General features: G+C 38.7%; 25 protein-coding genes. 13 read left to right on the top strand and 12 right to left on the bottom strand.

All coding sequences use genetic code 11. From position 1 onward, the window contains the following. Nucleotides 1-118 precede the first annotated feature (118 nt). Nucleotides 119-1,195, bottom strand: a complete 1,077-nt coding sequence (gene mutY, locus C0966_RS01245; RefSeq protein ID WP_425535930.1) for an A/G-specific adenine glycosylase — start codon at nucleotides 1,193-1,195, stop codon at nucleotides 119-121. Nucleotides 1,196-1,277: 82 nt separating this feature from the next. Continuing rightward, entirely contained in the window at nucleotides 1,278-1,586 is a 309-nt protein-coding gene (locus tag C0966_RS01240) for a hypothetical protein (RefSeq protein ID WP_274853358.1), read from the bottom strand. 81 nt (nucleotides 1,587-1,667) lie between these two features. On the opposite strand from C0966_RS01240, the gene C0966_RS01235 reads away from it, so the two are divergent. After that, nucleotides 1,668-2,663, top strand: a complete 996-nt coding sequence (locus C0966_RS01235; protein WP_274853357.1) for a metal-dependent hydrolase — start codon at nucleotides 1,668-1,670, stop codon at nucleotides 2,661-2,663. Between the two features lie 82 nt (nucleotides 2,664-2,745). Here C0966_RS01235 and C0966_RS01230 read toward each other — a convergent pair whose 3' ends face one another. Beyond that, entirely contained in the window at nucleotides 2,746-3,015 is a 270-nt protein-coding gene (locus tag C0966_RS01230; RefSeq protein ID WP_274853356.1) for a YfhJ family protein, read from the bottom strand. Nucleotides 3,016-3,145: 130 nt separating this feature from the next. Here C0966_RS01230 and C0966_RS01225 point away from each other — a divergent pair, with 130 nt between their 5' ends. Both C0966_RS01225 and C0966_RS01220 read left to right on the top strand, forming a co-directional pair. Then, nucleotides 3,146-3,319 carry a small, acid-soluble spore protein K gene (locus C0966_RS01225; RefSeq protein ID WP_274853355.1) on the top strand — a complete coding sequence of 58 codons (174 nt, stop codon included), beginning with the start codon at nucleotides 3,146-3,148 and terminating at the stop codon, nucleotides 3,317-3,319. 18 nt (nucleotides 3,320-3,337) lie between these two features. Beyond that, on the top strand, nucleotides 3,338-3,496 hold the full coding sequence (locus C0966_RS01220; RefSeq protein ID WP_274853354.1) for a YpzG family protein: 159 nt from the start codon (nucleotides 3,338-3,340) through the stop codon (nucleotides 3,494-3,496). A 178-nt stretch (nucleotides 3,497-3,674) separates the two neighbouring features. Here the strand turns inward: C0966_RS01220 and C0966_RS01215 are convergent, their stop codons facing one another. Further along, on the bottom strand, nucleotides 3,675-3,995 hold the full coding sequence (locus tag C0966_RS01215) for a YfhH family protein (protein ID WP_274853353.1): 321 nt from the start codon (nucleotides 3,993-3,995) through the stop codon (nucleotides 3,675-3,677). Between the two features lie 179 nt (nucleotides 3,996-4,174). Beyond that, nucleotides 4,175-4,996, bottom strand: a complete 822-nt coding sequence (recX, locus tag C0966_RS01210) for a recombination regulator RecX (protein ID WP_274853352.1) — start codon at nucleotides 4,994-4,996, stop codon at nucleotides 4,175-4,177. Between the two features lie 97 nt (nucleotides 4,997-5,093). Between recX and C0966_RS01205 the strand changes: the two genes are divergently transcribed. The 3 genes from C0966_RS01205 to C0966_RS01195 all read left to right on the top strand — a co-directional run bounded on the left by C0966_RS01205 (nucleotide 5,094) and on the right by C0966_RS01195 (nucleotide 6,488). Next, the gene (locus C0966_RS01205; protein WP_274853351.1) at nucleotides 5,094-6,002 is read left to right on the top strand and encodes a TIGR01777 family oxidoreductase; all 909 of its coding nucleotides are present in this window, start codon (nucleotides 5,094-5,096) and stop codon (nucleotides 6,000-6,002) included. A 73-nt stretch (nucleotides 6,003-6,075) separates the two neighbouring features. Further along, the gene (locus tag C0966_RS01200; RefSeq protein WP_274853350.1) at nucleotides 6,076-6,201 is read left to right on the top strand and encodes a YfhE family protein; all 126 of its coding nucleotides are present in this window, start codon (nucleotides 6,076-6,078) and stop codon (nucleotides 6,199-6,201) included. Nucleotides 6,202-6,296: 95 nt separating this feature from the next. Next, nucleotides 6,297-6,488 carry a YfhD family protein gene (locus C0966_RS01195; RefSeq protein ID WP_274853349.1) on the top strand — a complete coding sequence of 64 codons (192 nt, stop codon included), beginning with the start codon at nucleotides 6,297-6,299 and terminating at the stop codon, nucleotides 6,486-6,488. 67 nt (nucleotides 6,489-6,555) lie between these two features. On the opposite strand, the gene C0966_RS01190 is transcribed toward C0966_RS01195, so the two are convergent. The 4 genes from C0966_RS01190 to hutU all read right to left on the bottom strand — a co-directional run bounded on the left by C0966_RS01190 (nucleotide 6,556) and on the right by hutU (nucleotide 11,557). After that, nucleotides 6,556-7,062: a DoxX family protein gene (locus tag C0966_RS01190; RefSeq protein ID WP_274853348.1), complete on the bottom strand. Its 507-nt coding sequence runs from the start codon at nucleotides 7,060-7,062 to the stop codon at nucleotides 6,556-6,558. A 488-nt stretch (nucleotides 7,063-7,550) separates the two neighbouring features. Further along, the gene (locus C0966_RS01185; protein ID WP_274853346.1) at nucleotides 7,551-8,549 is read right to left on the bottom strand and encodes an agmatinase family protein; all 999 of its coding nucleotides are present in this window, start codon (nucleotides 8,547-8,549) and stop codon (nucleotides 7,551-7,553) included. Next, nucleotides 8,522-9,823, bottom strand: coding sequence for an imidazolonepropionase (gene hutI / locus C0966_RS01180; RefSeq protein ID WP_274853345.1), 1,302 nt, complete (start codon nucleotides 9,821-9,823; stop codon nucleotides 8,522-8,524). The genes C0966_RS01185 and hutI overlap by 28 nt, the downstream gene beginning before the upstream one ends. A 69-nt stretch (nucleotides 9,824-9,892) precedes the next feature. Next, on the bottom strand, nucleotides 9,893-11,557 hold the full coding sequence (gene hutU, locus C0966_RS01175; RefSeq protein WP_274853344.1) for a urocanate hydratase: 1,665 nt from the start codon (nucleotides 11,555-11,557) through the stop codon (nucleotides 9,893-9,895). Nucleotides 11,558-11,967: 410 nt separating this feature from the next. Between hutU and C0966_RS01170 the strand changes: the two genes are divergently transcribed. Continuing rightward, nucleotides 11,968-12,606, top strand: a complete 639-nt coding sequence (locus tag C0966_RS01170) for a class I SAM-dependent methyltransferase (RefSeq protein ID WP_425535909.1) — start codon at nucleotides 11,968-11,970, stop codon at nucleotides 12,604-12,606. Between the two features lie 206 nt (nucleotides 12,607-12,812). On the opposite strand, the gene C0966_RS01165 is transcribed toward C0966_RS01170, so the two are convergent. Beyond that, nucleotides 12,813-13,157, bottom strand: a complete 345-nt coding sequence (locus tag C0966_RS01165; protein ID WP_274853343.1) for a cupin domain-containing protein — start codon at nucleotides 13,155-13,157, stop codon at nucleotides 12,813-12,815. Nucleotides 13,158-13,612: 455 nt separating this feature from the next. Next, nucleotides 13,613-14,806, bottom strand: a complete 1,194-nt coding sequence (locus C0966_RS01160) for an ISL3 family transposase (protein ID WP_274853342.1) — start codon at nucleotides 14,804-14,806, stop codon at nucleotides 13,613-13,615. A 196-nt stretch (nucleotides 14,807-15,002) separates the two neighbouring features. Here C0966_RS01160 and C0966_RS01155 point away from each other — a divergent pair, with 196 nt between their 5' ends. The 6 genes from C0966_RS01155 (at nucleotide 15,003) to C0966_RS01130 (ending at nucleotide 18,893) form a co-directional block, all read left to right on the top strand. Continuing rightward, a complete protein-coding gene (locus C0966_RS01155; RefSeq protein WP_274853341.1) occupies nucleotides 15,003-15,179 on the top strand; it encodes a helix-turn-helix domain-containing protein in 177 nt (58 codons plus the stop codon). Beyond that, entirely contained in the window at nucleotides 15,166-15,375 is a 210-nt protein-coding gene (locus C0966_RS01150) for a helix-turn-helix domain-containing protein (protein WP_274853340.1), read from the top strand. The genes C0966_RS01155 and C0966_RS01150 overlap by 14 nt, the downstream gene beginning before the upstream one ends. Before the next feature lie 2 nt (nucleotides 15,376-15,377). After that, the gene (locus tag C0966_RS01145) at nucleotides 15,378-15,521 is read left to right on the top strand and encodes a hypothetical protein (protein WP_274853339.1); all 144 of its coding nucleotides are present in this window, start codon (nucleotides 15,378-15,380) and stop codon (nucleotides 15,519-15,521) included. Nucleotides 15,522-16,067: 546 nt separating this feature from the next. Beyond that, a complete protein-coding gene (gene istA, locus C0966_RS01140) occupies nucleotides 16,068-17,576 on the top strand; it encodes an IS21 family transposase (RefSeq protein WP_274853338.1) in 1,509 nt (502 codons plus the stop codon). Further along, nucleotides 17,573-18,295, top strand: coding sequence for an IS21-like element helper ATPase IstB (gene istB / locus C0966_RS01135; protein ID WP_274853337.1), 723 nt, complete (start codon nucleotides 17,573-17,575; stop codon nucleotides 18,293-18,295). The genes istA and istB overlap by 4 nt, the downstream gene beginning before the upstream one ends. A 1-nt stretch (nucleotide 18,296) precedes the next feature. Next, complete coding sequence (locus C0966_RS01130; RefSeq protein ID WP_274853336.1) at nucleotides 18,297-18,893, top strand: YitT family protein; 597 nt, start codon at nucleotides 18,297-18,299, stop codon at nucleotides 18,891-18,893. A gap of 151 nt (nucleotides 18,894-19,044) precedes the next feature. On the opposite strand, the gene C0966_RS01125 is transcribed toward C0966_RS01130, so the two are convergent. After that, nucleotides 19,045-20,165, bottom strand: a protein-coding gene (locus C0966_RS01125) for an IS3 family transposase (RefSeq protein WP_274853335.1) whose coding sequence is annotated in 2 segments (ribosomal slippage) — nucleotides 19,045-19,919 and nucleotides 19,919-20,165 — 1,122 coding nt in all. Because the reading frame shifts where the segments join, the coding sequence is not laid out codon by codon here. Between the last annotated feature and the right edge of the window lie 116 nt (nucleotides 20,166-20,281).

Here is a 20,281-nt window from a genome sequence, read left to right as displayed (position 1 = left end):
ATACTCTTATTTAGCAGGTATTTACTCTCGTTCGAGGGGCTTTTACTCTCGTTCAACAGGTGTTTACTATCGTTCGGAGGACTTTTACTCTCGTTCAAGGTTATGGGAAACGCTTAAGTTAAAGCGTTTTCCCTACTGACTTTACATATTGCATAAACATTTTTTGATGTGAGACAGGAAATGCAAATTCCTTAAGATGATCAGACGAAACAAGTCTTATAACGTTGTTTTGTTTTACGTCATTTAATATAGTGCCTTTATACACGTTAATATTCCATACTACATGGGAAAAAACATGTTCAATTTGGCCAATTACTTCTCCTATAATGGTATCTGCTCCGTATTCTCTCTTAAGAAACTGCGATAACTGCTGCTTGTCATTTTTTATTGTTAGATTGATTTCTGTATTTGGAAACTCCCAAAGATTAGCGAGCAAGCCGGAATTTGGCCGTTTATGAATAAGAATGTTTCCATCATGATCTGTAAGCACAGCAGCAGCAAGCTGAACATTTTTTGGCTTTTTCTTTTTCGTTTTTACCGGCAAATTTTCTTGAACACCTTCATGAAAGGCCTGGCAATGTTCTCTAACCGGGCAAAGCAAACATGATGGAGAAGTAGGGGTGCAGATCATCGCCCCCAGTTCCATTAGAGCTTGATTGAAGTAAGAAGGATTTTCATGCGAAATCAGCTTCCTGACGGCATCTTCGAAAATTTTTCGGGATGCCTGCCTTGCAATATCTTCCCAAATCGTTAAAATCCTTGATAATACTCTCATTACATTTCCGTCAACTGCCGGTTCCGGTACACCGTATGCTATACTTAAAATAGCGCCGGCTGTATATGGCCCAACACCTTTAAGCGAAGCAATCTCTTCTCTTGTATCCGGCACTTTTCCGCCATATACTTCCTTTACTTCCCTAACAGCTTGCTGCAAGTTTCTAACCCTGGAATAGTAGCCGAGCCCTTCCCAAGCTTTTAATACTTTTTCTTCATCTGCTTCAGCAAGGGCATCAATCGTTGGGAATTGTTCTATAAAACGGTTATAATAAGGAATCACTGTTTCAACTCTCGTCTGTTGAAGCATAATTTCAGAAACCCAGATTTTATATGGGTCCCGCTCGTTTCTCCAAGGAAGATTGCGCTGTTCTCTTTCGAACCAGTTGATTAAGTCTTGTTGAAAGGATTTAATATCCATTTTCTCAATTGTTTCTAAATGTATTTTTGACACTTTCGTTCCTCCAAGATGTTAATCTTTACTGAAAGATGGACATATTATATTACAGTTCCTTTATTAAAGCACAGCACTCGACTTGCTTCAGCCCTCCGGAAATGAATCGGTCAAGACAGCCGAAAACAGTATGGTACTTTGATTTTCTCAGCTTTTTTAAAGCAAAATAATGTGATTCAGTGGGAAGAAGAAAAGATTCAACTATACGATAAGGCTCTGAATCAATCTGCCGCCATTTAATTTCCGCCGCTCCAAACGAGGGCAGCAAAGCAACTATATGATCCATTGCTTCTTTATATTGAGAAAAATAGGAATCTTTAACCTCATAATAAACAATCATTTGGAGCTGATTTTTCAATATTTACATCTCCTTTGATCAATTTTGATTAAATCGGCATACATGTCACTACGACTAATTTAAAAAGGAGGCACTTTCCTCTTGGATACAGGCACTCACGTAGTTATGGGACTGGCACTCGGCGGACTGTCTACTCTTGACCCTGCTGTCATGGAAAGCTCGGCGACAGCAAGCAGTGTATTAATTGGCACCATCATCGGTTCCCAGGCTCCTGATATAGATACTTTATTAAAGCTTAAAAATAATGCTGTTTATATCCGAAACCACCGGGGAATTACACATTCAATACCAGCTGTTCTCATGTGGCCTATTGCCATTGTCGCACTTATTTATCCGTTTTTCCCTGAGGCTAATTTGCTTCACTTATGGATTTGGACATTTGTTGCTGTTTTCCTTCATGTTTTTGTCGACATATTCAACGCCTACGGAACACAAGCTTTGCGTCCTTTTTCGTCGAAATGGCTCGCATTAGGGATTATTAATACATTCGATCAGTTTATTTTCTCCATTCATGTAATAGGCTTATTTCTCTGGGCGTTAGGCGCACATCCAGGCTACACGTTTCTTGCTATCTATGCAGTAATTGTTGTGTACTATATTATCCGTTTTCAGTACCAACAAATTATCCTGAGAGCTGTGAAAAAAGTAATACCTGATGCAACGGAAATTATCATTGCGCCAACGATGAGATTTCATCAATGGCGGATAGCTGTCATGAATAAACACCAATTTTTTGTTGGCAGAGCATATAAAAACCAAGTCTCCATCCTTGACCGGTTCAATCGGGTGCCAGTTCCGCAATCACCTGTTTTGGAAGTTGCCAAAAAAGATAAAAACCTCTCAGCTTTTCTGTCGTTTTCACCGGTTTACCGGTGGGAACTGGATGAATATGACGATTATTATGAGGTACGCTTTATCGACTTGCGCTACCGCAGCAACGGACATTACCCTTTTGTTGCTGTCGTACAGCTTGACAAAAACTTAAAAATTCTCCGTTCCTATACAGGTTGGATTTTCAGTGAGGAAAAGCTGAGGAAAAAGTTGGAGGGTCTGTCCCTTATCACTTTAAAGCGTTAACGCATTGAGGGTCTGGCCCTCATCACTTTAAAGCGTTAAAAAGAGGGGCCAGGGCTTTTTACCATCACCTGGCCCCAATATTTTAATGATCATCTTTTTGCCCCAACTCAAGCAAATGCTTATATTTTGGATTTCTTGCAACAAATTCATGAAGCCTGTCACCGTAATTTTCAATCCACTGCCGGACAATTCTTTCTGTCATCTCGCTTCCTTTATATTCCCTTCCGGCTTTTGCATAAGTCGTTTCAAAATCATCCCAAAGAAGCTCGACCCATGTTAAAGCTTGTACATAAGTTAAATGCGGATTCTTTTCTGCTAATATTTCTGCAAGCCTTTCTTGATAATCCTTCAATTGTATCACCCCATTACCATTTATTTAGCGTTTTATCTTAACTGTCTCCGTCAAATACTATTGTTAACGTGAGCAGCAAATTTCTTGATTTGTAATATCACGTTGCAAACTGTCTTTGGGAGGGTTTCAAATGCGAAATAAAGCAAGGAATTACCCAACTCCAAAAACGATCAAATTAGAGGGTGAACCTAGGGCGAAAGCTGAATATGCCTCAACAAGAGCAGATGGATCAATTAATACACATCCGCAAGAACGGATGAATGCTTCTTCCCATCGGAACAAAGATAAATCCGAATTGTCCTAAAGGTGAGGTGGATACACAATGGGAAATATAAAAAAATATTTTGACAACGATTCTAATTCCCGTTCGTTTGCTGCTCCGTGGTATAATCCAAAACATGCCTATTCTCAAGTAAACGGCGAAACCCAACTAACGCAGAAAACGATTATTTTACAACGTCAAACAAGAAAACAATCGTAATAACGAAAAGCAGAAGAGACTTAAATAGCCCCGACAAGCAAAAATCCTTTCCTACAGGAAATCCCAATTTCCGTAAGCTGACGTCAAGATCAGCCGGGACTTGTCGCTTAAAGACATTGGATAAGCGAAAGCTTTTAGTTATCACATGTTTAGAACCAGAGGATTTTTCCCTCTGGTTCTATTCTAATTTTTTTAACATCGAAATTGGAAGTGCTTCTTCTTTGCCAGTTCCGCTTAATCTGTAACCCCAAGCAAAAACACCGTTTAAATAATCAATCTTGAAATACGCGCCAGGGTCGCCCTCAATTTGGTAAATTTCCCCCGGCTTAAAATCTTCAGGATTTAATAAATATGACTTTGCCATGGCAGCTTTTCTTTCCAACACAGCAAACTCATTGACCATGCCCATTTGTTCCGCTTTACGCGCTTTTTCATTAAGTTTTGCAATCTCCTGCTGAAGTTCATATTCAGACATTTCACTATAACGTTTTTGCTGCATTGCTTCACTCCTAAACTTGGTGCTGCATAAATTGTTATTTAAAGTTAACTTATTTTCAGTATATTGAAATTTAAGAAATAAATAAAGAAGCCTGCTCTTTTCTCAAAAAGAGGTTCCTAAACTGATCATGGTGAGATGAAAAAAAACGATCAAAATCGACTCCAACAAGACTTTCTCTGTCATGATTTTTTATCGAACAATTCTAATTCACGCAAATAATTTTCGATTAAATCAATGGAGAATCCTTTCCTATATAATGCCTGCTTCATTTTTTGTTCAAACTCATATCCTGTAAATTTATTGTATTTTCGTTTTAGTCTTTCACCATGATGCCTTATCGCATCCATTTCCTCTTCTTCCTTTTTATCAAAATTTACTTCACTCAGAACAGCTTGGATCACATCGATGGAAAAACCTTTTCTTAAGAGCAGCTGTTCAAGCTTAATTTTTAATGTTCTTTCCGATTCAAGGCGGTTTTTTAAAAGGTATTTTTCGCTTACTTTTACTGCTTTTTCAATTTGTGCTTCGAAAGGGTATTCGTTCAGGGCCTTCTCAATCAAATTTTCGCCAATCCATTTTTCCCTTAATTCTTTGCGAATAAACTCCGTTCCTTTGTCAGTTGTATTCTTCTGTGTTCTGACATATGCCTTCGCATACTCTTCGTCATCTAAAAAATTAAATTCGTATAGTTTTAAAATAACCTCATTAATAATCGGTTCATCAGTCTCTTTTTCAGCCAGGTAATGACGAACTTCCCCTTCAGACCTCATTCGTTTCGCTAAAAAATTGACCGCAAGATGGTATCCTTTTCGGATCTCGTCCTGATATTGGATTTCTGTCAAAAGTAACGGATCCACTTCAAGCCCTTTTTTTAACTTGAATTTTATTAATGTATCTTCATCAACACTGAATACATATTCTTCGCCTTTCCCAAAATCCATAAAAATATTGTAGCGTTCTTGATTTTTTTGCTGGACGGTTATTTTCGTAATCACTGCCATAAAAATCACCTCTATGTAAATGTATCATATAAAAAAAGGTTTTCTTTAGCCAAGCATCGTAAATTTAAAGTTAAAGAAAAAAAAGGTGGCGAAGTAAATGAAAATTACAATAACCGGCGGTACCGGATTGGTGGGAAAAGCTTTGGCGGCTGAATTAGCAAAAGAAGGACACGAGATTCTGATCCTAACACGTAACGCCAATCGAAAAAATATTAGTAACAATTGCCGCTTTATCCAATGGCTCAATGAAGGAGACAACCCTCAAAAAGACGTAGAAGGAACAGATGTTATCATAAACCTTGCAGGTGAGTCGATTAATAGCGGACGATGGACGACTGAACAGAAAAAGAAGATAAAAAACAGCCGATTGCACGTGACTGAAAGCATCCTCAACATAATCAGCCAATTAAACAAAAAGCCAACCGCTCTAATTAATGCAAGTGCAGTAGGAATTTACGGAACCTCTAATCAGAAAACCTTCACAGAAAAATCAAAAGAAACAGGTAATGATTTTTTAGCAGAAACGGTACATGCGTGGGAAAATACGGCCATGAAAGCCTATTACGATTTTGGTATACGAACAGTTTTATGCCGATTTGGCATAATTCTGGATAAAAATGACGGAGCCTTGCCGAGAATGGCTTTACCTTATAAATTATTTGCCGGTGGAACGGTCGGATCCGGAGATCAATGGGTATCCTGGATTCATCTAAAAGATGTTATTAGAGGAATACAATACTGTATAGAAAATGAGCCACTAATAGGTCCTGTTAATTTTACAGCTCCACATCCTGTAACAATGGAACAGTTTGGAAAAACGCTTGGAATTGTTCTTAACCGTCCTCACTGGCTGCGTGTTCCCGAATTTGCAATAAAAATGATTTTAGGAGAAATGAGCATACTTGTTCTTGAAGGACAGAAGGTTTTGCCGGAAAAACTTGAAGAAAACGGATTTACCTTTCTTTTTCCGGAGCTAAAAAGTGCATTAATCGATATTTATGAATGATCTGTATGAATATTTTCTAGTAAGGAAAAACTAGGTAAAGAATAATCCAGTTCAAAGAAAGGAAGGTTGTAATATGGACAAGAAGAAAAGAGAAAGAATGAAAAGTACATTATCAAGCGCTCAAGAGGTTACATATAGACGTGAATTTAAAATGGCAGATCGTGCTGGCGGTTTTACTGAAAGAGGAAGAAAACATTAAGCATTTACCAATTATACATGCCCCTTATAAAGCAAATGATATGAGTACGGAAAGCTTTTGTTTTCCGTACTTTTTGTCCGAAAGGGGTTTTGAAAATGGGTCGGGGACGAGGCCAAAGAACAAGAGATAAAAACAAATCAACACTTCCACAAGTTCCAAGAAACCTTAAATCAGATGGTGTAGACGAAGAGTTTTCCGTCGAACTGGCTGACCAGGAAGATATGGAAGCTCTCGCTCGGGCAAATGCAGCAAACCAGCGCGTAAAACAAAGAACAAAAAGAAAATAAGAAAATAGGCTAAGGGTCAGACCCCTCCAAGTTGGAGGGAGTCAGACCCTATATTCAGGTTATAAACTTAATGACTCGTTGTGGCTTTATTATTAAAACCATGCCCACCTTTATGCATCCGTTCTTTTATATATGGAATAGCAAAGCGGTCAATACCCCAGTAGTATGCTCCGCTTCCTGTGAATAGAAGAATTACTGAAACTGTATATAATATTGGATTAGTACTTGTTGTGCCAGCTAATAGGAAGTTTAGATTCATAAATGCTCCTGCAATTAGAGCCGGAATTGTTGCTGCACCAAGGATAAGCCCGATACCTACTAAAAGCTCACCCCATTCTACAAGGAAGCTGAATAACCCTGAATTCGGCAATGCGATATTTTCAAGAAACGCTGCGTACCAGCCTTGCACCGCTGGATGCTCGCCGCCTGTTTTCGCAATTGCACCTGCCATAAATCCGCTTGCATCAAAATCACCTGTTATTTTATGCCAGCCTGCTTCGATCCATTGTATGCCTAACCAGATTCTCAAAATCGTCCACGCCACTGCTGCTTGCGGGGTTTTCCACCATTTCATGGATCATCATCTCCTTTTATTTTGTGAAAGAATATAAAAATTTTTTCATAGAAGCCAGCCAGCTTGTGAAGAAAGATTAGTTTATTATTTGTGAATTATTTCACTATCTTCACTTATAATATACTTTATTCATTATAGAGCTACAACGGAATTCACAATTTTTCCAAAAAGAATTCTATTGTTTTTAAACTATTTGTGAACTTCATTTATCCACAGTTATGTGGATAAAGTGGATAAGTTCGGTGGACACTTTTCAACCTTTTATAAAATAAGGATTGATATTAACATGGAAAACGCCATTTAAACTGTGGACTATGTGGATAAATTTGTGGAATAGTGCCATTATCGATTTTTAGGTGTGGATAAATATCTGAATAAGTTTTTTAAAAAAGCAATTCCATCAGGAACTGCTTTCTAACGAACATCTTCCAACACTATTAAAGCAGTATTATTAAAAGAAAAAAATAAAACCGCATTAAAAAAAGCCATTAGCTTTTTCTCTGCTTAAATCCTGTAAAGAAGGAAAGCATCGCATGGACAGCTGTTTTGACAGTAATTTCTCTCTTGTCTTTGTATGGATCGAGACAAACGATGTCCATCGCTTTCACTTTCTTGCACTTTCCGGCGAAATAAACAGCTTCAAACAGTTCATCGTTTCTCATCCCGCCGGGAGTTGAAGCAGGGACACCAGGACCGTAACTCATATCAAGAACATCCATATCAATAGTCAGGTAGATCGTATCAACCTTTTTACTAAGTTGTTCCAATGCTTCGTTTATTGTAGTTTCTATCCCTTTTTTCCGCGCTTCTCTCATCGTAGTATAGTTCACACCTGTTTCGTCCGCGTAAATTTTTAACGAACGGGCGTTAAAAAAACCGTGAAGGCCAATGTTATACACATCTTCACCTCTGATCACACTGCTTTCGATCAAGTTGCGGATCGGAGTGCCGTTGCTTGGTCCGTTATCAGACAAATCTCGCAAGTCAAAGTGGGTGTCGAGCTGCAAGATGCCAATTCGCTCGTTAGAATGTACCGCTTTCCAGCCTTTCACGAGCATGGCAGTTATCGAATGATCGCCACCCATCACAACAGGAATGACTTCCGGGTGATGAGTGCGCATGCTGATCATTGCTTCTTTTATATTTTCGTGACAGTTTTCGATATTCGTTACATGCTGGCGAACGTCGCCAAGGTCAACGACATTTAGCTCAGAAAGATCTTCATCATGATCCAGATTATAGGTCGTAAAGTATTTCCATGTCCGACGCAACGCGTCAGGGGTTTCACTTGCTGCAGAGGCAGATATCGATGTACGCGACAACGGGACGCCTAGAATTGCAGCATCATAGTTAGACCAAACGATTTTCTCATTATCTGTTATGTTAAGCGTTTGAATCCATTCATTCACTTTCGGTTCATCCGTTTTTGTACTTCTGTCCCATGAAAAGGCCGGCGGTTTTAACTGTGGATACGGGTATTGCCGCAAACGAATCTCCCTCCATCAACAACCACTTCACCATCTTTGATAACTGTGTGTACATGGTTCATACCATATCGGTATTGAAGAACTAAATAGTTCGGTACGTCAAAAATAGTAATGTCAGCTTTTTTGCCTTTCTCGATACTGCCGATTTCTTTTCCTCTGTTAATCGCATGTGCAGCATTAATCGTAGCTGCAGTCAGCACTTCCGCCGGGGTCATCCCCATTTTCAAGCAGCCAAGGTTCATGATGATCGGCATTGAAACGGTTGGTGAAGATCCGGGATTGCAATCGGTAGACAGCGCTACCGGCACTCCTGCGTCGATCATTTTTCGGCCGTTTGCCGACTCCGCCATTAAGAAAAATGCTGTGCCCGGCAGAAGCACTGCAATAACGCCTTTTTCCGCAAGCGAAGCAATTCCTTTATCCGAAGCTTTTAATAGGTGGTCGGCAGATACCGCCCCAATTTCTGCGGCTAATTCTGCACCTTCATACGGCTCAATTTCATCTGCATGGATTTTTGGAAGAAGCCCGTGTTGAAGACCGGCTTCTAGAATGCGTTTTGACTGATCAGGTGTAAAAACACCTCTTTCACAAAAAACATCATTAAACTCTGCTAGCTTACGGCGCGCCACTTCAGGAATCATGTCTCTGATCACATAGTCTACAAACTCTTCCGAGTTATCACTGAATTCAGAAGGGATGGCGTGTGCACCCATGAAAGTCCGAACGATGTCAACCGGATGTTTCTCATGAAGGTCCCTCGCCACTTCCAGCTGCTTGATTTCATGTTCCAGCGAAAGACCGTATCCGCTTTTCGCTTCAACTGTTGTAACACCGTGCAACAAGAACTGGTCGAGACGTTTTTTGCTTTCTTCAAAAAGTGTTTGGTGGGTTGCTTCCCTTGTAGCATTTGTCGTCGCATAAATCCCGCCGCCGTTATTCATAATTTCCATATAGGTGGAGCCTTGTAAACGCATGCTAAATTCGTTTTCCCTGGTTCCCGCAAAAACTAGATGGGTGTGCGGATCGACAAGTCCCGGTGTAACGAGTTTGCCAGAAGCATTGATAATTTCGGCTTCATTCAAGCGATCTTTATAGATTTGAGCCACCTCGTCATCTTTTCCCACAAACTGGATTATACCGTCTTCAAGCCAAACACTGCCGTCTTCAATAATTTGAAGTTGTTCCATCTTTTTACCGGTCAGAGGAGCATCACTGCTTCCTGAGAGTGTCACCAGCTGACTTGCGTTCCGAATCAATACCGGTTTCTTAGTCATGACGTCTCTCCTTCTCCTTGTTTTTGTTGAAGCGGGCAGACCCACATTCCTTTATTTTTCGATTGTCCTCTACTTCAACATTGGAATGTTGATACCTTTTTCTTTTGCCGTTTGTATTGCAAACTCATAACCGGCATCGGCATGACGAACAATCCCCATACCCGGATCCGTAGTAAGAACCCGCTCAAGGCGTTTTTCTGCTTCTTTCGTTCCGTCAGCGACAATGACCATACCGGCATGAAGCGAATAACCCATACCTACACCGCCGCCATGATGAACAGATACCCAGCTTGCCCCGCCGACCGCGTTTACAAGAGCGTTCAAGATTGGCCAGTCTGCTACAGCATCACTTCCGTCTTTCATTGCTTCTGTTTCACGGTTTGGAGAAGCAACAGAACCGGAATCTAAGTGGTCGCGCCCAATCACGATCGGCGCTTTCAATTCACCTCGGGCTACCATGTCGTTAATAATCTTTCCAAATTTCACCCGTTCGCCGTAGCCTAACCAGCAAATGCGAGCCGGAAGTCCTTGGAACTTAATTCGCTCTTGTGCCATTTTAATCCAGTTGCAAAGATGGGTATTGTAGCTGAACTCACGTAAAATGACATCGTCTGTTTTATAAATATCTTCTGGATCGCCCGAAAGCGCGACCCAGCGGAACGGTCCTTTTCCTTCACAAAATTGCGGTCGAATGTAGGCCGGTACGAAGCCGGGGAAGTTAAACGCGTTTTCGACGCCTTCGTCTTTCGCCACTTGGCGGATGTTGTTGCCGTAATCAAACGTAATGGCTCCTCGCTTCTGCATTTTCAGCATCGCACGGACATGCTCGGCAATACTTGCCTTTGATTTTGCTTCATATAATTTTGGATCTTTCATGCGAAGCTCTTGTGCTTTTTCCAGACTCATTCCCATCGGAACATAGCCATTGACTGGGTCGTGGGCAGACGTTTGGTCTGTTAGCACATCAGGGATAAATTCTTTTGCAAGCATAGCGTTTAACACTTCCGGTGCATTGCCAAGAAGCCCAATCGAAATTCCTTTTCTGTTACGTTTCGCTTCCAAAGCCATGTTAATTGCTTCATCAAGGCTCTCAGTCATTACATCAAGGTATTTTGTATCAAGGCGGCGCTGAATGCGATTCGTGTCAACTTCGATGTTAATGCTGACGCCGCCATTGAGTGATACGGCAAGCGGCTGAGCGCCGCCCATTCCGCCTAGACCGGCAGTAACCGTAATCGTTCCTTCAAGGGTGCCGTTGAAATGCCGTCGGGCACACTCTGCAAATGTTTCATATGTTCCTTGCACAATTCCTTGAGTTCCGATGTAAATCCAGCTTCCCGCTGTCATTTGCCCGTACATCATTAACCCTTTTTTATCAAGCTCATGGAAATGGTCCCAATTTGCCCATGCCGGCACGAGGTTTGAGTTGGCAATCAAAACTCTTGGTGCATCAGTGTGTGTTTTGAACACGGCAACCGGTTTACCGGACTGAACGAGCAATGTTTCATCGCTTTCAAGATTTTTTAATGTCTCAACAATCGCATCAAAACATTTCCAGTTGCGGGCCGCTTTGCCGATGCCGCCGTAAACAACAAGGTCTTCCGGACGCTCTGCCACATCAGGATTCAAGTTGTTAAACAGCATGCGCAATGCTGCTTCCTGAATCCATCCCTTCGTATGAAGTTTCGAACCTGTATAATTTTCAATAACTCTTTTTGGTTCATTGACAGTCATATTCTCACCTGCTTTTTGAATATTCTTTCTGTTTTAAAGTTAAAAAATAAAAGCCAGTGATTTTTCTATATTATTGGCGGAAGTTAAGCGATTACAATTTATATTTATAATTATTTTAGGTTTCTATATTTTAGTACGATTTCGAAATGATCGCAGGATTGTACCCACTCCGTTAAAAATTAAACAAAAAAACTGCCACAGTGACAGCTTATCTGTGGTGTAACTACCTTTGGCAAGAAGGCTAACGGGTAGAATCATTCATCCATTAATTGAAATCCTTTTCCCCTTTCCATTTTGAAGGTTCCTTTATAACTGTTGAATAATCTTATAACGATTTGTTAGAATATTTCTAATTATTGTGTTGGATAGTTGAAAAACTTGATATCAGTGATTGGGTGGTGTTAGTTGTGATGAATAACAAAATTGATAATGATAATTGGAATGCAAATTTGTATGATAGTAAACACTCATTTGTTTCAAAATTTGGAGAAGATTTGATTGATTTGTTAGCACCGAAGAAAGGCGAATATATCCTTGATCTCGGATGTGGAACAGGAGATTTATCTTATAAACTTCATAAACTTGGAGTAAATGTTCTAGGTATTGATAATTCAGAAAATATGGTGGAACAAGCTAAAAAGAAGTACCCAAATTTAAAATTTGAAGTACAAGATGCTTTAAATCTTGATTATAATTGCGAATTCGATGCTGTTTTCTCGAACGCCACACTTCACTGGGTTAAACCTCCAAAGCAGGCTTTATATTGTATTTATGATGCCTTGAAACATAATGGCAAATTTGTTGCAGAATTCGGCGGAAAAGGGAATGTCAAAAAAATTACTGATGAAATCCATAACCAATTAGAAAAATTAGAGGTTGAATATAAAGCTGAGCTATTTCCCTGGTATTTTCCAAGTATAGGCGAATATTCAACATTAATGGAGGAAGTAGGCTTTAGAGTTATTTTTGCCCAACATTTTGATAGACCTACTCCGTTAGATGGAGATCATGGATTGAAATGTTCGGTAATAGTATGTTCGAAGGGCTAACCGATGAAACAAAGGATTTCATAATAACTAAAGTGGAAAACAACCTGAAAGGAGTCTTATTTCATAACGGCGGATGGTTCGCAGATTACAAACGAATACGTGTAATTGGAATAAAAGATTAAGATGAGGAACCAAAATTGGTTCCTTCTTTTACTACCTGCTTTTAATGTTTTTGTAGCACTGTCAACGTTACCATAATAATCTATTTATTTTTCAGTTAAAACCCTGTCGCCCTTACTATTAGGTTGGGATATTACTAAAAATTCCACATCTCCATCAGATTCATTAATCATTTGATGAGGAATAAGTGGTGGTACTTCTATTCCTTCTTTTGGATTTAAAGCTATACGTTCACCATCAATTTCTAATATTGCAGTACCAGATAATACAAAGAAAAATTGTCGTGCATGATTATGAAAATGTCTTACTTCTGAAGTATTTATAGGCATACGTTCATAAATGACACTTAAATCTTTATTTTTTACTAAATACCAACCATCACAATTTTCTCCCCATATGTAATGTTCTGCGTTGTGTTTACTAACCTTCAATATAATCACTGCCTTTCTAATTAATTTAAGTTTGATTTGTGAACCTTTTTGAATAATACAGTACCAAAAATGCATTTTTCAAAAGCGAGCATCAAAAATAAGAGAATCCTTCTACAATTTGCCCCGTTATCACAATAAAAAAATAGCTGTCGAAACAGCTTTAACTAATTTTCAATTAACTCACCCATTTTGTTGACGAAAAAAATACTTTTACTGGATTTAGTAGTAAGTATTTAAGAAATCGGTTATCTCATAGTTAATTTTTATGTCTCATCACCATATTCTGTGATGTTCACACAATTCCGGAAATAAGTTAGCAAGATTGATACTCAATCTAGAGTAGCTCCTTCGTCAGCTTAGTGACCACTTAGTTGGTAGAAAGGAAGCTGTCAAGTGCTTTCCTTGACGGCTTCCTTTCTACCAACTACACTGTGGAAAGCTGATGAAGGACAAGGTCAGGCAGCCTGATTTTTATAAGTTTTACCTGTACATTCTAAAAATACACGGAGTCTAAATCTGTCTAAATTCTTAAAACCAAATGCACGTCTTTTGATATTCTTGATTTTATTGTTTGTGCCTTCAATCCGGCCATTTGTGAAGGGTGTAAGAAAGTATTGCAAAATTTGTGCTTTCCAATTTTCTAAGGTCTTGGCTACTTGATGGAATGACGGAAATGGGCTGCTCCATGCAAGTTGGATCCATTCTTCCAAGAGTGAATCAGCTGTATCAAAGTCCGGTGCTTGGTAAACTTCTCTAAATAGCTCTTTTAGAAAATAGGCATATGACAACTCTAGGTGCTCTTCGAGCATTTCGTCTAATTGTTGTTTTTCATTAGCCGTTAGCTTTTCAGAACCTTTCAAGAGCTTAAACCGTTCTTTTTTCAGGCCAGGAATATTCTTCCTTACTTGATCAAGTGCTTGGGTAACTTTTTGCACTACATGATACTTATCAATGACGATACAGGCCTCTGGAAATACGGATTTAACAGCTTTATGAAAGGGATCCCACATATCCATGACAACGGTTTGAACACACTTATTAGCCAGGATCTCCTTGGAGAGTAAGGTTAGAGTAGAATCATAACTACGTTGATGTTCCATACCAAGAACACTGCCGGATTGGGCATCCATTAGAACGGTTTCATATCGGTGACCCTTTCGAACAGCGACTTCATCAAGGCTAAGGACTAGTTCATTGTTTTCTAAAGCACTAACAAGATGTTCTAAATGCTCCATTTCTTTTTCTTTAGCGATGGAATAAAAAATTCTTTCTACTGTCGTATAAGGAACTTTTTCCTTTCGACTTACTTCTTGAATAGTGGATCCGTTGCACATTTGATACAGATATTCTCTGTATCGATTGGTCTGATGTTTTTTAGGGCTAATCGATTCAAATGTTTGGGAAAATACCTCATTACAGTTGTGACAACGGTATCTGTTCACTCTGACAAATAAAAAAAGGGGTTTGCCTAATATAGATAGATCACGAACTTTTCTTGTCCGCCAGTCGTGGACATTACTGGTAAAAAAGCCGCAAAAAGTACAACGTTCTTCCATCGTATTTTTCTCAACATGTAACAGATTGCAATCTTCAAGAAATACTTGTTTAACAACTTCAAATTCTGGCAAATCTAGTGATACAGAAAACACTTACAGAACCTCCTGTTATGTTAAGTAGGCGCTAACATTATTGCCAGGAATCTGTGAGTGTTTTCATTTTTATTAGTTAAATCACAAAATGTGGTGATGAATCAAATTTTTTTATTTTTCTACCATATTTTCGTTAATTTTGATTATCCCTTTATTATATTAACAGTGAAGGCTAATAAGACTGGAGGTCAGTGTTATGGAATTATTAACAGTTTATGAAACAGCTAAGCTATTAAAGCTGTCTACAAATCGTGTTTATGCCCTTATTAAACAAGGAGTTCTTCCCTCGGTTCGTGTGGGCGGTTCAATTAGGGTCGTACGTGAAGACTTAGAACAATTCCTTAAAGGTGATAGGAAATATGATACTGAATGAACTAGGTAAACTTTATTCGATAGAGACTGTCGCAAACAAGCTAAATGTTTCACGTCAAACAGTTTACGCATGGATAGAAAAAGGAAGTCTTAAGGCTTTAAAGCTAGGTGGAACGGTTTATAGAGTACCTGAGAAGGAACTTGAACACTTTATCTTTAAAGCAATGTATAACAACAATTCGAAGGAGGTTAATTAAATATGGGAACTTTAACTGTAGAAGCAACAGCTAGAGTATTAGGAAAGTTCAACATTACTTTCACAACCGAAGGGGTAAGGACTTTAGTCCAAAAAAGATTATTGAAAACCGTAATTTTCATAAATTTTAATAATAAAGTGCTTTAAATCGATTAACCGAGGCGGTTCATTTATACAATGTTCTGTTCCAGTTATGATAAGAGGAATCGTTGAATCATACTTGTGCAAAGAACCGTGGCTTCCGCCATCTAAATGAACGAGATAAAACCGGATTTAAAATTCATATCTTGGACGGGTTGTAACCACAATCTCAGGAATCTCCTGAGAATACATAGCACCATGTAGTCTTAAAAGTGTATCAGGATAATCTCCATAATCCACTAGACCATCGTTGAGACGTAAATCCAAGACTTCCGGCTCTTTTCTGCGTTTTATAGATTCTTCTTCTAAGTATCTTACATAGGACATACATTGCCAGTGAATAATTGAAAAAGAAGGTGATTCATTTCGTTCAGAGGACATTGGCGGTTTTCTTGGGTAGCTTTTTATTAGGGATATGTTTATTGCAAAATAGAAATGGCGCAAATTGCAAAATAAAAATCCTACAGTAAGAAAAAAAAATCATTGCCAGCACCCCTCTTCTCTACTAACCTTCTAATTGGCGTGAAATGTCAGTTAGAGGAGGAAGAAAGGATGCTTTCAATGATTCAACAACATCATATCAAGTATTTGCATCAATATAAAGGGCTCTCTTTACGAGCCATAGCCAGAGAGACTAATCATGATTTTAAAACTGTTAAGAAATATGCCTATAAAGAGGATGATAATTCCCTTCCTTCGGAACGGAAAAAAATTAAAGGATCAAAATTAGATCCTTATAAACCTCTTATCGATCAGTGGCTTCAAGAGGACATGAAAGCTCCAAAGAAACAACGCCATACTGGAGCCCGTGTTTTTCATCGCCTAAAAGCCATGTTTGGGGATGACTTTAATGTTTCATACCGGACCGTTCAATATTATGTATCCACAAAAAAGAAAGAGCTTTATGACGCTAATGAAGGATACTTGCCACTTGAACATTCTCCTGGAACAGCGCAAGTAGACTTTGGGAGCTATACTTATCAAGACGAGTCAGCAGGAGTTGAAAAAGAAGGTTACTATTTAAATTTATCATTTCCTTACAGTAATGCTGGCTTTATGCAAGCGATGCCAGCCCAAAATCAAGAATGTCTTCTTCAGGGGTTAAAACAGATATTTGAATATATTGGGGGCGTTCCAAAAAAGATTTGGTTTGATAATTTATCGGCAGCTGTCATTAGTATTTACAAAAATGGGGAACGCAAGCTAGTACCGCAGTTCGAGAAATTTGCCCTCCATTATAACTTTCAGCCTATTTTCTGTAATCCTAACAGCGGCCACGAAAAGGGGCATGTCGAAAATAAAGTGGGCTATCATCGACGTAATTTCCTGGTTCCCATCCCAATCATTAAAGATATGAACGCCTTTAATCAATCCTTACTTATTCGCTGTGAGGAGGATATGAAACGACCACATTACCGAAAAGAAAAGCAAATCGCAACATTGTTTGAGGAAGACAAGAAATCCATTTGGGAATTACCTAAAACATCATTTGATGTTCACAGGTTGATAAAAGCAAGAGCAGATAAATATGGCAAGGTTCGCTTTGAAAAAAACCGGTATTCTACCTCACCTTCCCTCGCATCCCAAAAAGTGTGGTTAAAAATTACATACGAAACAATTGTCGTATTGGATGATGAATACCATATGGTGGTCGAGCATCGAAGGTTGTACGGAGAGAACTTAGAATCTATGAAATGGATTCCTTATTTGGATTTGATGGCCAGAAGACCTAAATCTTTTGAACAGATGCCGTTTTTTCGTGAATTGCCGGATCCATGGCAAGATTATTTATCATATACAAGCAAAAAGAAAGAAGCCTTACGTCTCCTGTCCCAAATCATTAAGGAAGAAGGAGATATTGAAACTGCAACACAGGCATTGGTCGAGAGTATAAAACTGGGGCAAACAGATACAGACAGCATTTTGACCACCTGGTATCGAATAACTGGGAAATTAGAGGATTTACCAGAAATTCAGATTTCGGAACATTTAAAACAAGAAGAGGTTTTTGAAGCAAATTGGACCAGTTATGATCAACTTTTAGGCGGTGGTGTCAAATGAGAAGCCAAATAGAAGCATACTGTAAAGAACTGAAACTCGGAAACCGAATAGCAGAACATTATTCGAGCATACAAGCAGAAACTCATGAAGAGTTTCTGGCAGAGCTCCTTGCATTGGAGGTAAAGCATCGAAAAATCACTAGAAAAAACCGGTTATTAAAACAGGCCAACTTTGATACCTTTAAGACATTTGAAGGATATGAATTCGGAGGAATAGAACTGCCTGCAAAGCTTTCGATAGACGAATTAAAAACGGCAGCATTCATTGATAGAAAAGAAAATCTAATAATGTATGGAGGTGTTGGAACGGGCAAAACTCATCTGGCGACGGCTCTTGGAGTGGAAGCGTGTAATCAAGGAAAAGTCGTAAAGTTTTATCGAACTGCAGCATTGGTGAATGAATTAATCGAATCAAAACAGGCAGGTACCTTGCATAAAACAATCAGTCAGCTAGAAAAGGCGGATCTCTTAATTTGTGATGAATGGGGCTATATTCCAGTTAGCCGGGAAGGAGCGCAGCTTCTTTTCCAGGTGGTTGCCTCGTGTTATGAGAGGAGAAGTATTATCATTACAACAAATCTTGAATTTAGCAAATGGAACAGTATTTTTCATGATGAGAGAATGACAACTGCAATAATTGACAGACTCGTACATCACAGTTATTTACTTACATTTACCGGACCAAGTTATCGAATAAAAAATTCCTATATGAACCTATAAAATGAAGAGCAAGGTGCTGGAAAAAAATCTTGCAAAACGCTGGATTTTTAAATTGCAAAACACAGGGATAGGCATTAACGGATTTTTGACTCCTTATCACTTGTTAGATGGTGGTATCATTGGCATTGCTTTGATTCTTCACTATTACTTTGATTACCCTACAGGCTTATGTATGCTTGTTTTAAGTGCTCCTCTCTATCTGTACGCTTGGAAAAACGAGCGATATTATTTTTACAATAGCTTATACGGTCTCCTACTCTCATCACTTTCTATTGATTGGCTTTCCCCCTTACGTAATCAGTTTAATCTCTCGATTTTCTTCAGTGCAATTTTGGGAGGAACATTGGTCGGGATCGGTATAGGATTAATGCTGCGTTATGAGACAAGCACAGGTGGAACAGATTTGATCGCCCAGATTTTAACAAAATGGACTTCCTGGAATGTGGGAGCATTAATCTTTGTGATTGATAGTATAGTTGTTCTATTAGGAATGGGGACAGTTGGATTAACATCTTTCATGTTTTCATTAGTAGTGATTTCTATTGTAGGTGTTTTGACTTCCATGATGGTAATGTTACCTTCTGGTTCATTAAGGTAAGTTCGTTTGAAGTTCTCCAATATAAGCTGACTGATTATATTTTTGATGTTGTTAACATCTTTCTAAATACAGTTGGAGCGTTAGCAGGATAGGTATAAAGAATTTGTTGCAAACACTAAACTAAAATCAGCTGTGGTATGTCAACACTAAACTAGACAATTTTTTTAAGGTGTTCCTTTTTGTATTCAATAGGGCTTAAATACCCGAGTGTTCCGTGAATTCTTATATGATTAAACCAATGTACATAATCATCTAATTCCAATTTTAATTGCTCTAAACTTTCAAAATATTTACCTTTTACAAATTCTGTCTTGATAATTTTAAATGTGGCTTCGGCTACTGCGTTATCATATGGGCAACCTTTCATGCTTAACGACCGTTTAATCTCGAATGTTTCTAAAGCTTCATCGATTGTCTTGTTTTTAAACTCGTTTCCTCGGTCTGTGTGAAATAGTTGAATTTGTCTTAAATCAGCTTTAATCGTTGATAAGGCTTGGTAGACTAGTCCAGCATCTTTATTAGGACCGGCACTATGTCCAACAATTTCTCTATTGTAAAGATCAACAAATAGACATATGTAATGCCAATTTTTTTGGACCCTTACGTATGTTAAATCACTGACTACAACCGTTAATTCCTTTTGTTGATCAAATTCCCTATTCAACACATTTTCAACTTTAGATTCATTACATTTATCCACATGTGGCTTAAACTGGGCAACTGTATATTTTGATACTAGCCCATTTTCTTTCATGATTCGGCCAATACGTCTTCTGGATGCAATTTTACCGAGTTTTTTCAACTCATGTTTTATCTTACGAGTGCCATAGTTCTGGCGGCTTTTATGAAAAATATCGATTATGGTAACAGTAAGTTCATCATCTGATTTAGATTGCTCTTTTGCTTCATAATAATAGGTACTTCTTGGGAGTTGTAGGACGTCGCACATTGCTGATATCGAGTATTTGTGACGATTATTTTTAATCACATTTACTTTCGTCCTAGTATCAGCGCAGCTTGCTTTAAAATATCATTCTCCATCAGTAAACGCTGATTTTCTTTACGAAGCTTGATCAGTTCTTCTTTTTCAGGTGTTCGGTTGTCCTTCTCTTTAAATGAACCAGATGTTTGGCTCTGTTTCACCCATTTGTCTAATGCCGAAGGCGTTAAATTGTATTCACTTATAATGTCTTTTCTAGGCTTACCACTTTCATATAGTTTGACCATTTGAGCTTTAAATTCGGGAGTAAATGTTCTTCTAGCTCTCGTCATATCGGCGTACCTCCATTAACTGAATGAGATGAAGTAGACTTCCAAATTTAGAGGGTAAACACCGCAACTTGACAAGGAGCCTCTACGGGCATGCTTTCCCAGCCAGGAAACCAGAT

Origin of the sequence: Bacillus methanolicus, from assembly GCF_028888695.1 — a bacterium.
In the GTDB taxonomy this organism is placed as follows: Bacteria; Bacillota; Bacilli; order Bacillales; family Cytobacillaceae; genus Bacillus_Z; species Bacillus_Z methanolicus_B.
This window is presented reverse-complemented; position numbering and strand designations above follow the sequence as displayed.

Excerpts from the sequence above, each read along its gene's own strand:
- istB (WP_274853337.1), top strand. The coding sequence starts at position 17,573 with ATGAGAAGCCAAATAGAAGCATACTGTAAAGAACTGAAACTCGGAAAC.
- C0966_RS01145 (WP_274853339.1), top strand. The coding sequence starts at position 15,378 with ATGGGAACTTTAACTGTAGAAGCAACAGCTAGAGTATTAGGAAAGTTC.
- C0966_RS01150 (WP_274853340.1), top strand. The coding sequence starts at position 15,166 with ATGATACTGAATGAACTAGGTAAACTTTATTCGATAGAGACTGTCGCA.
- C0966_RS01215 (WP_274853353.1), bottom strand. The coding sequence starts at position 3,995 with ATGCAGCAAAAACGTTATAGTGAAATGTCTGAATATGAACTTCAGCAG.
- istA (WP_274853338.1), top strand. The coding sequence starts at position 16,068 with ATGCTTTCAATGATTCAACAACATCATATCAAGTATTTGCATCAATAT.
- recX (WP_274853352.1), bottom strand. The coding sequence starts at position 4,996 with ATGGCAGTGATTACGAAAATAACCGTCCAGCAAAAAAATCAAGAACGC.
- C0966_RS01195 (WP_274853349.1), top strand. The coding sequence starts at position 6,297 with ATGGGTCGGGGACGAGGCCAAAGAACAAGAGATAAAAACAAATCAACA.
- C0966_RS01200 (WP_274853350.1), top strand. The coding sequence starts at position 6,076 with ATGGACAAGAAGAAAAGAGAAAGAATGAAAAGTACATTATCAAGCGCT.
- hutU (WP_274853344.1), bottom strand. The coding sequence starts at position 11,557 with ATGACTGTCAATGAACCAAAAAGAGTTATTGAAAATTATACAGGTTCG.
- C0966_RS01205 (WP_274853351.1), top strand. The coding sequence starts at position 5,094 with ATGAAAATTACAATAACCGGCGGTACCGGATTGGTGGGAAAAGCTTTG.
- C0966_RS01155 (WP_274853341.1), top strand. The coding sequence starts at position 15,003 with ATGGAATTATTAACAGTTTATGAAACAGCTAAGCTATTAAAGCTGTCT.
- C0966_RS01225 (WP_274853355.1), top strand. The coding sequence starts at position 3,146 with ATGCGAAATAAAGCAAGGAATTACCCAACTCCAAAAACGATCAAATTA.
- C0966_RS01190 (WP_274853348.1), bottom strand. The coding sequence starts at position 7,062 with ATGAAATGGTGGAAAACCCCGCAAGCAGCAGTGGCGTGGACGATTTTG.
- mutY (WP_425535930.1), bottom strand. The coding sequence starts at position 1,195 with ATGGATATTAAATCCTTTCAACAAGACTTAATCAACTGGTTCGAAAGA.
- C0966_RS01130 (WP_274853336.1), top strand. The coding sequence starts at position 18,297 with ATGAAGAGCAAGGTGCTGGAAAAAAATCTTGCAAAACGCTGGATTTTT.
- C0966_RS01220 (WP_274853354.1), top strand. The coding sequence starts at position 3,338 with ATGGGAAATATAAAAAAATATTTTGACAACGATTCTAATTCCCGTTCG.
- C0966_RS01170 (WP_425535909.1), top strand. The coding sequence starts at position 11,968 with ATGAATAACAAAATTGATAATGATAATTGGAATGCAAATTTGTATGAT.
- hutI (WP_274853345.1), bottom strand. The coding sequence starts at position 9,823 with ATGACTAAGAAACCGGTATTGATTCGGAACGCAAGTCAGCTGGTGACA.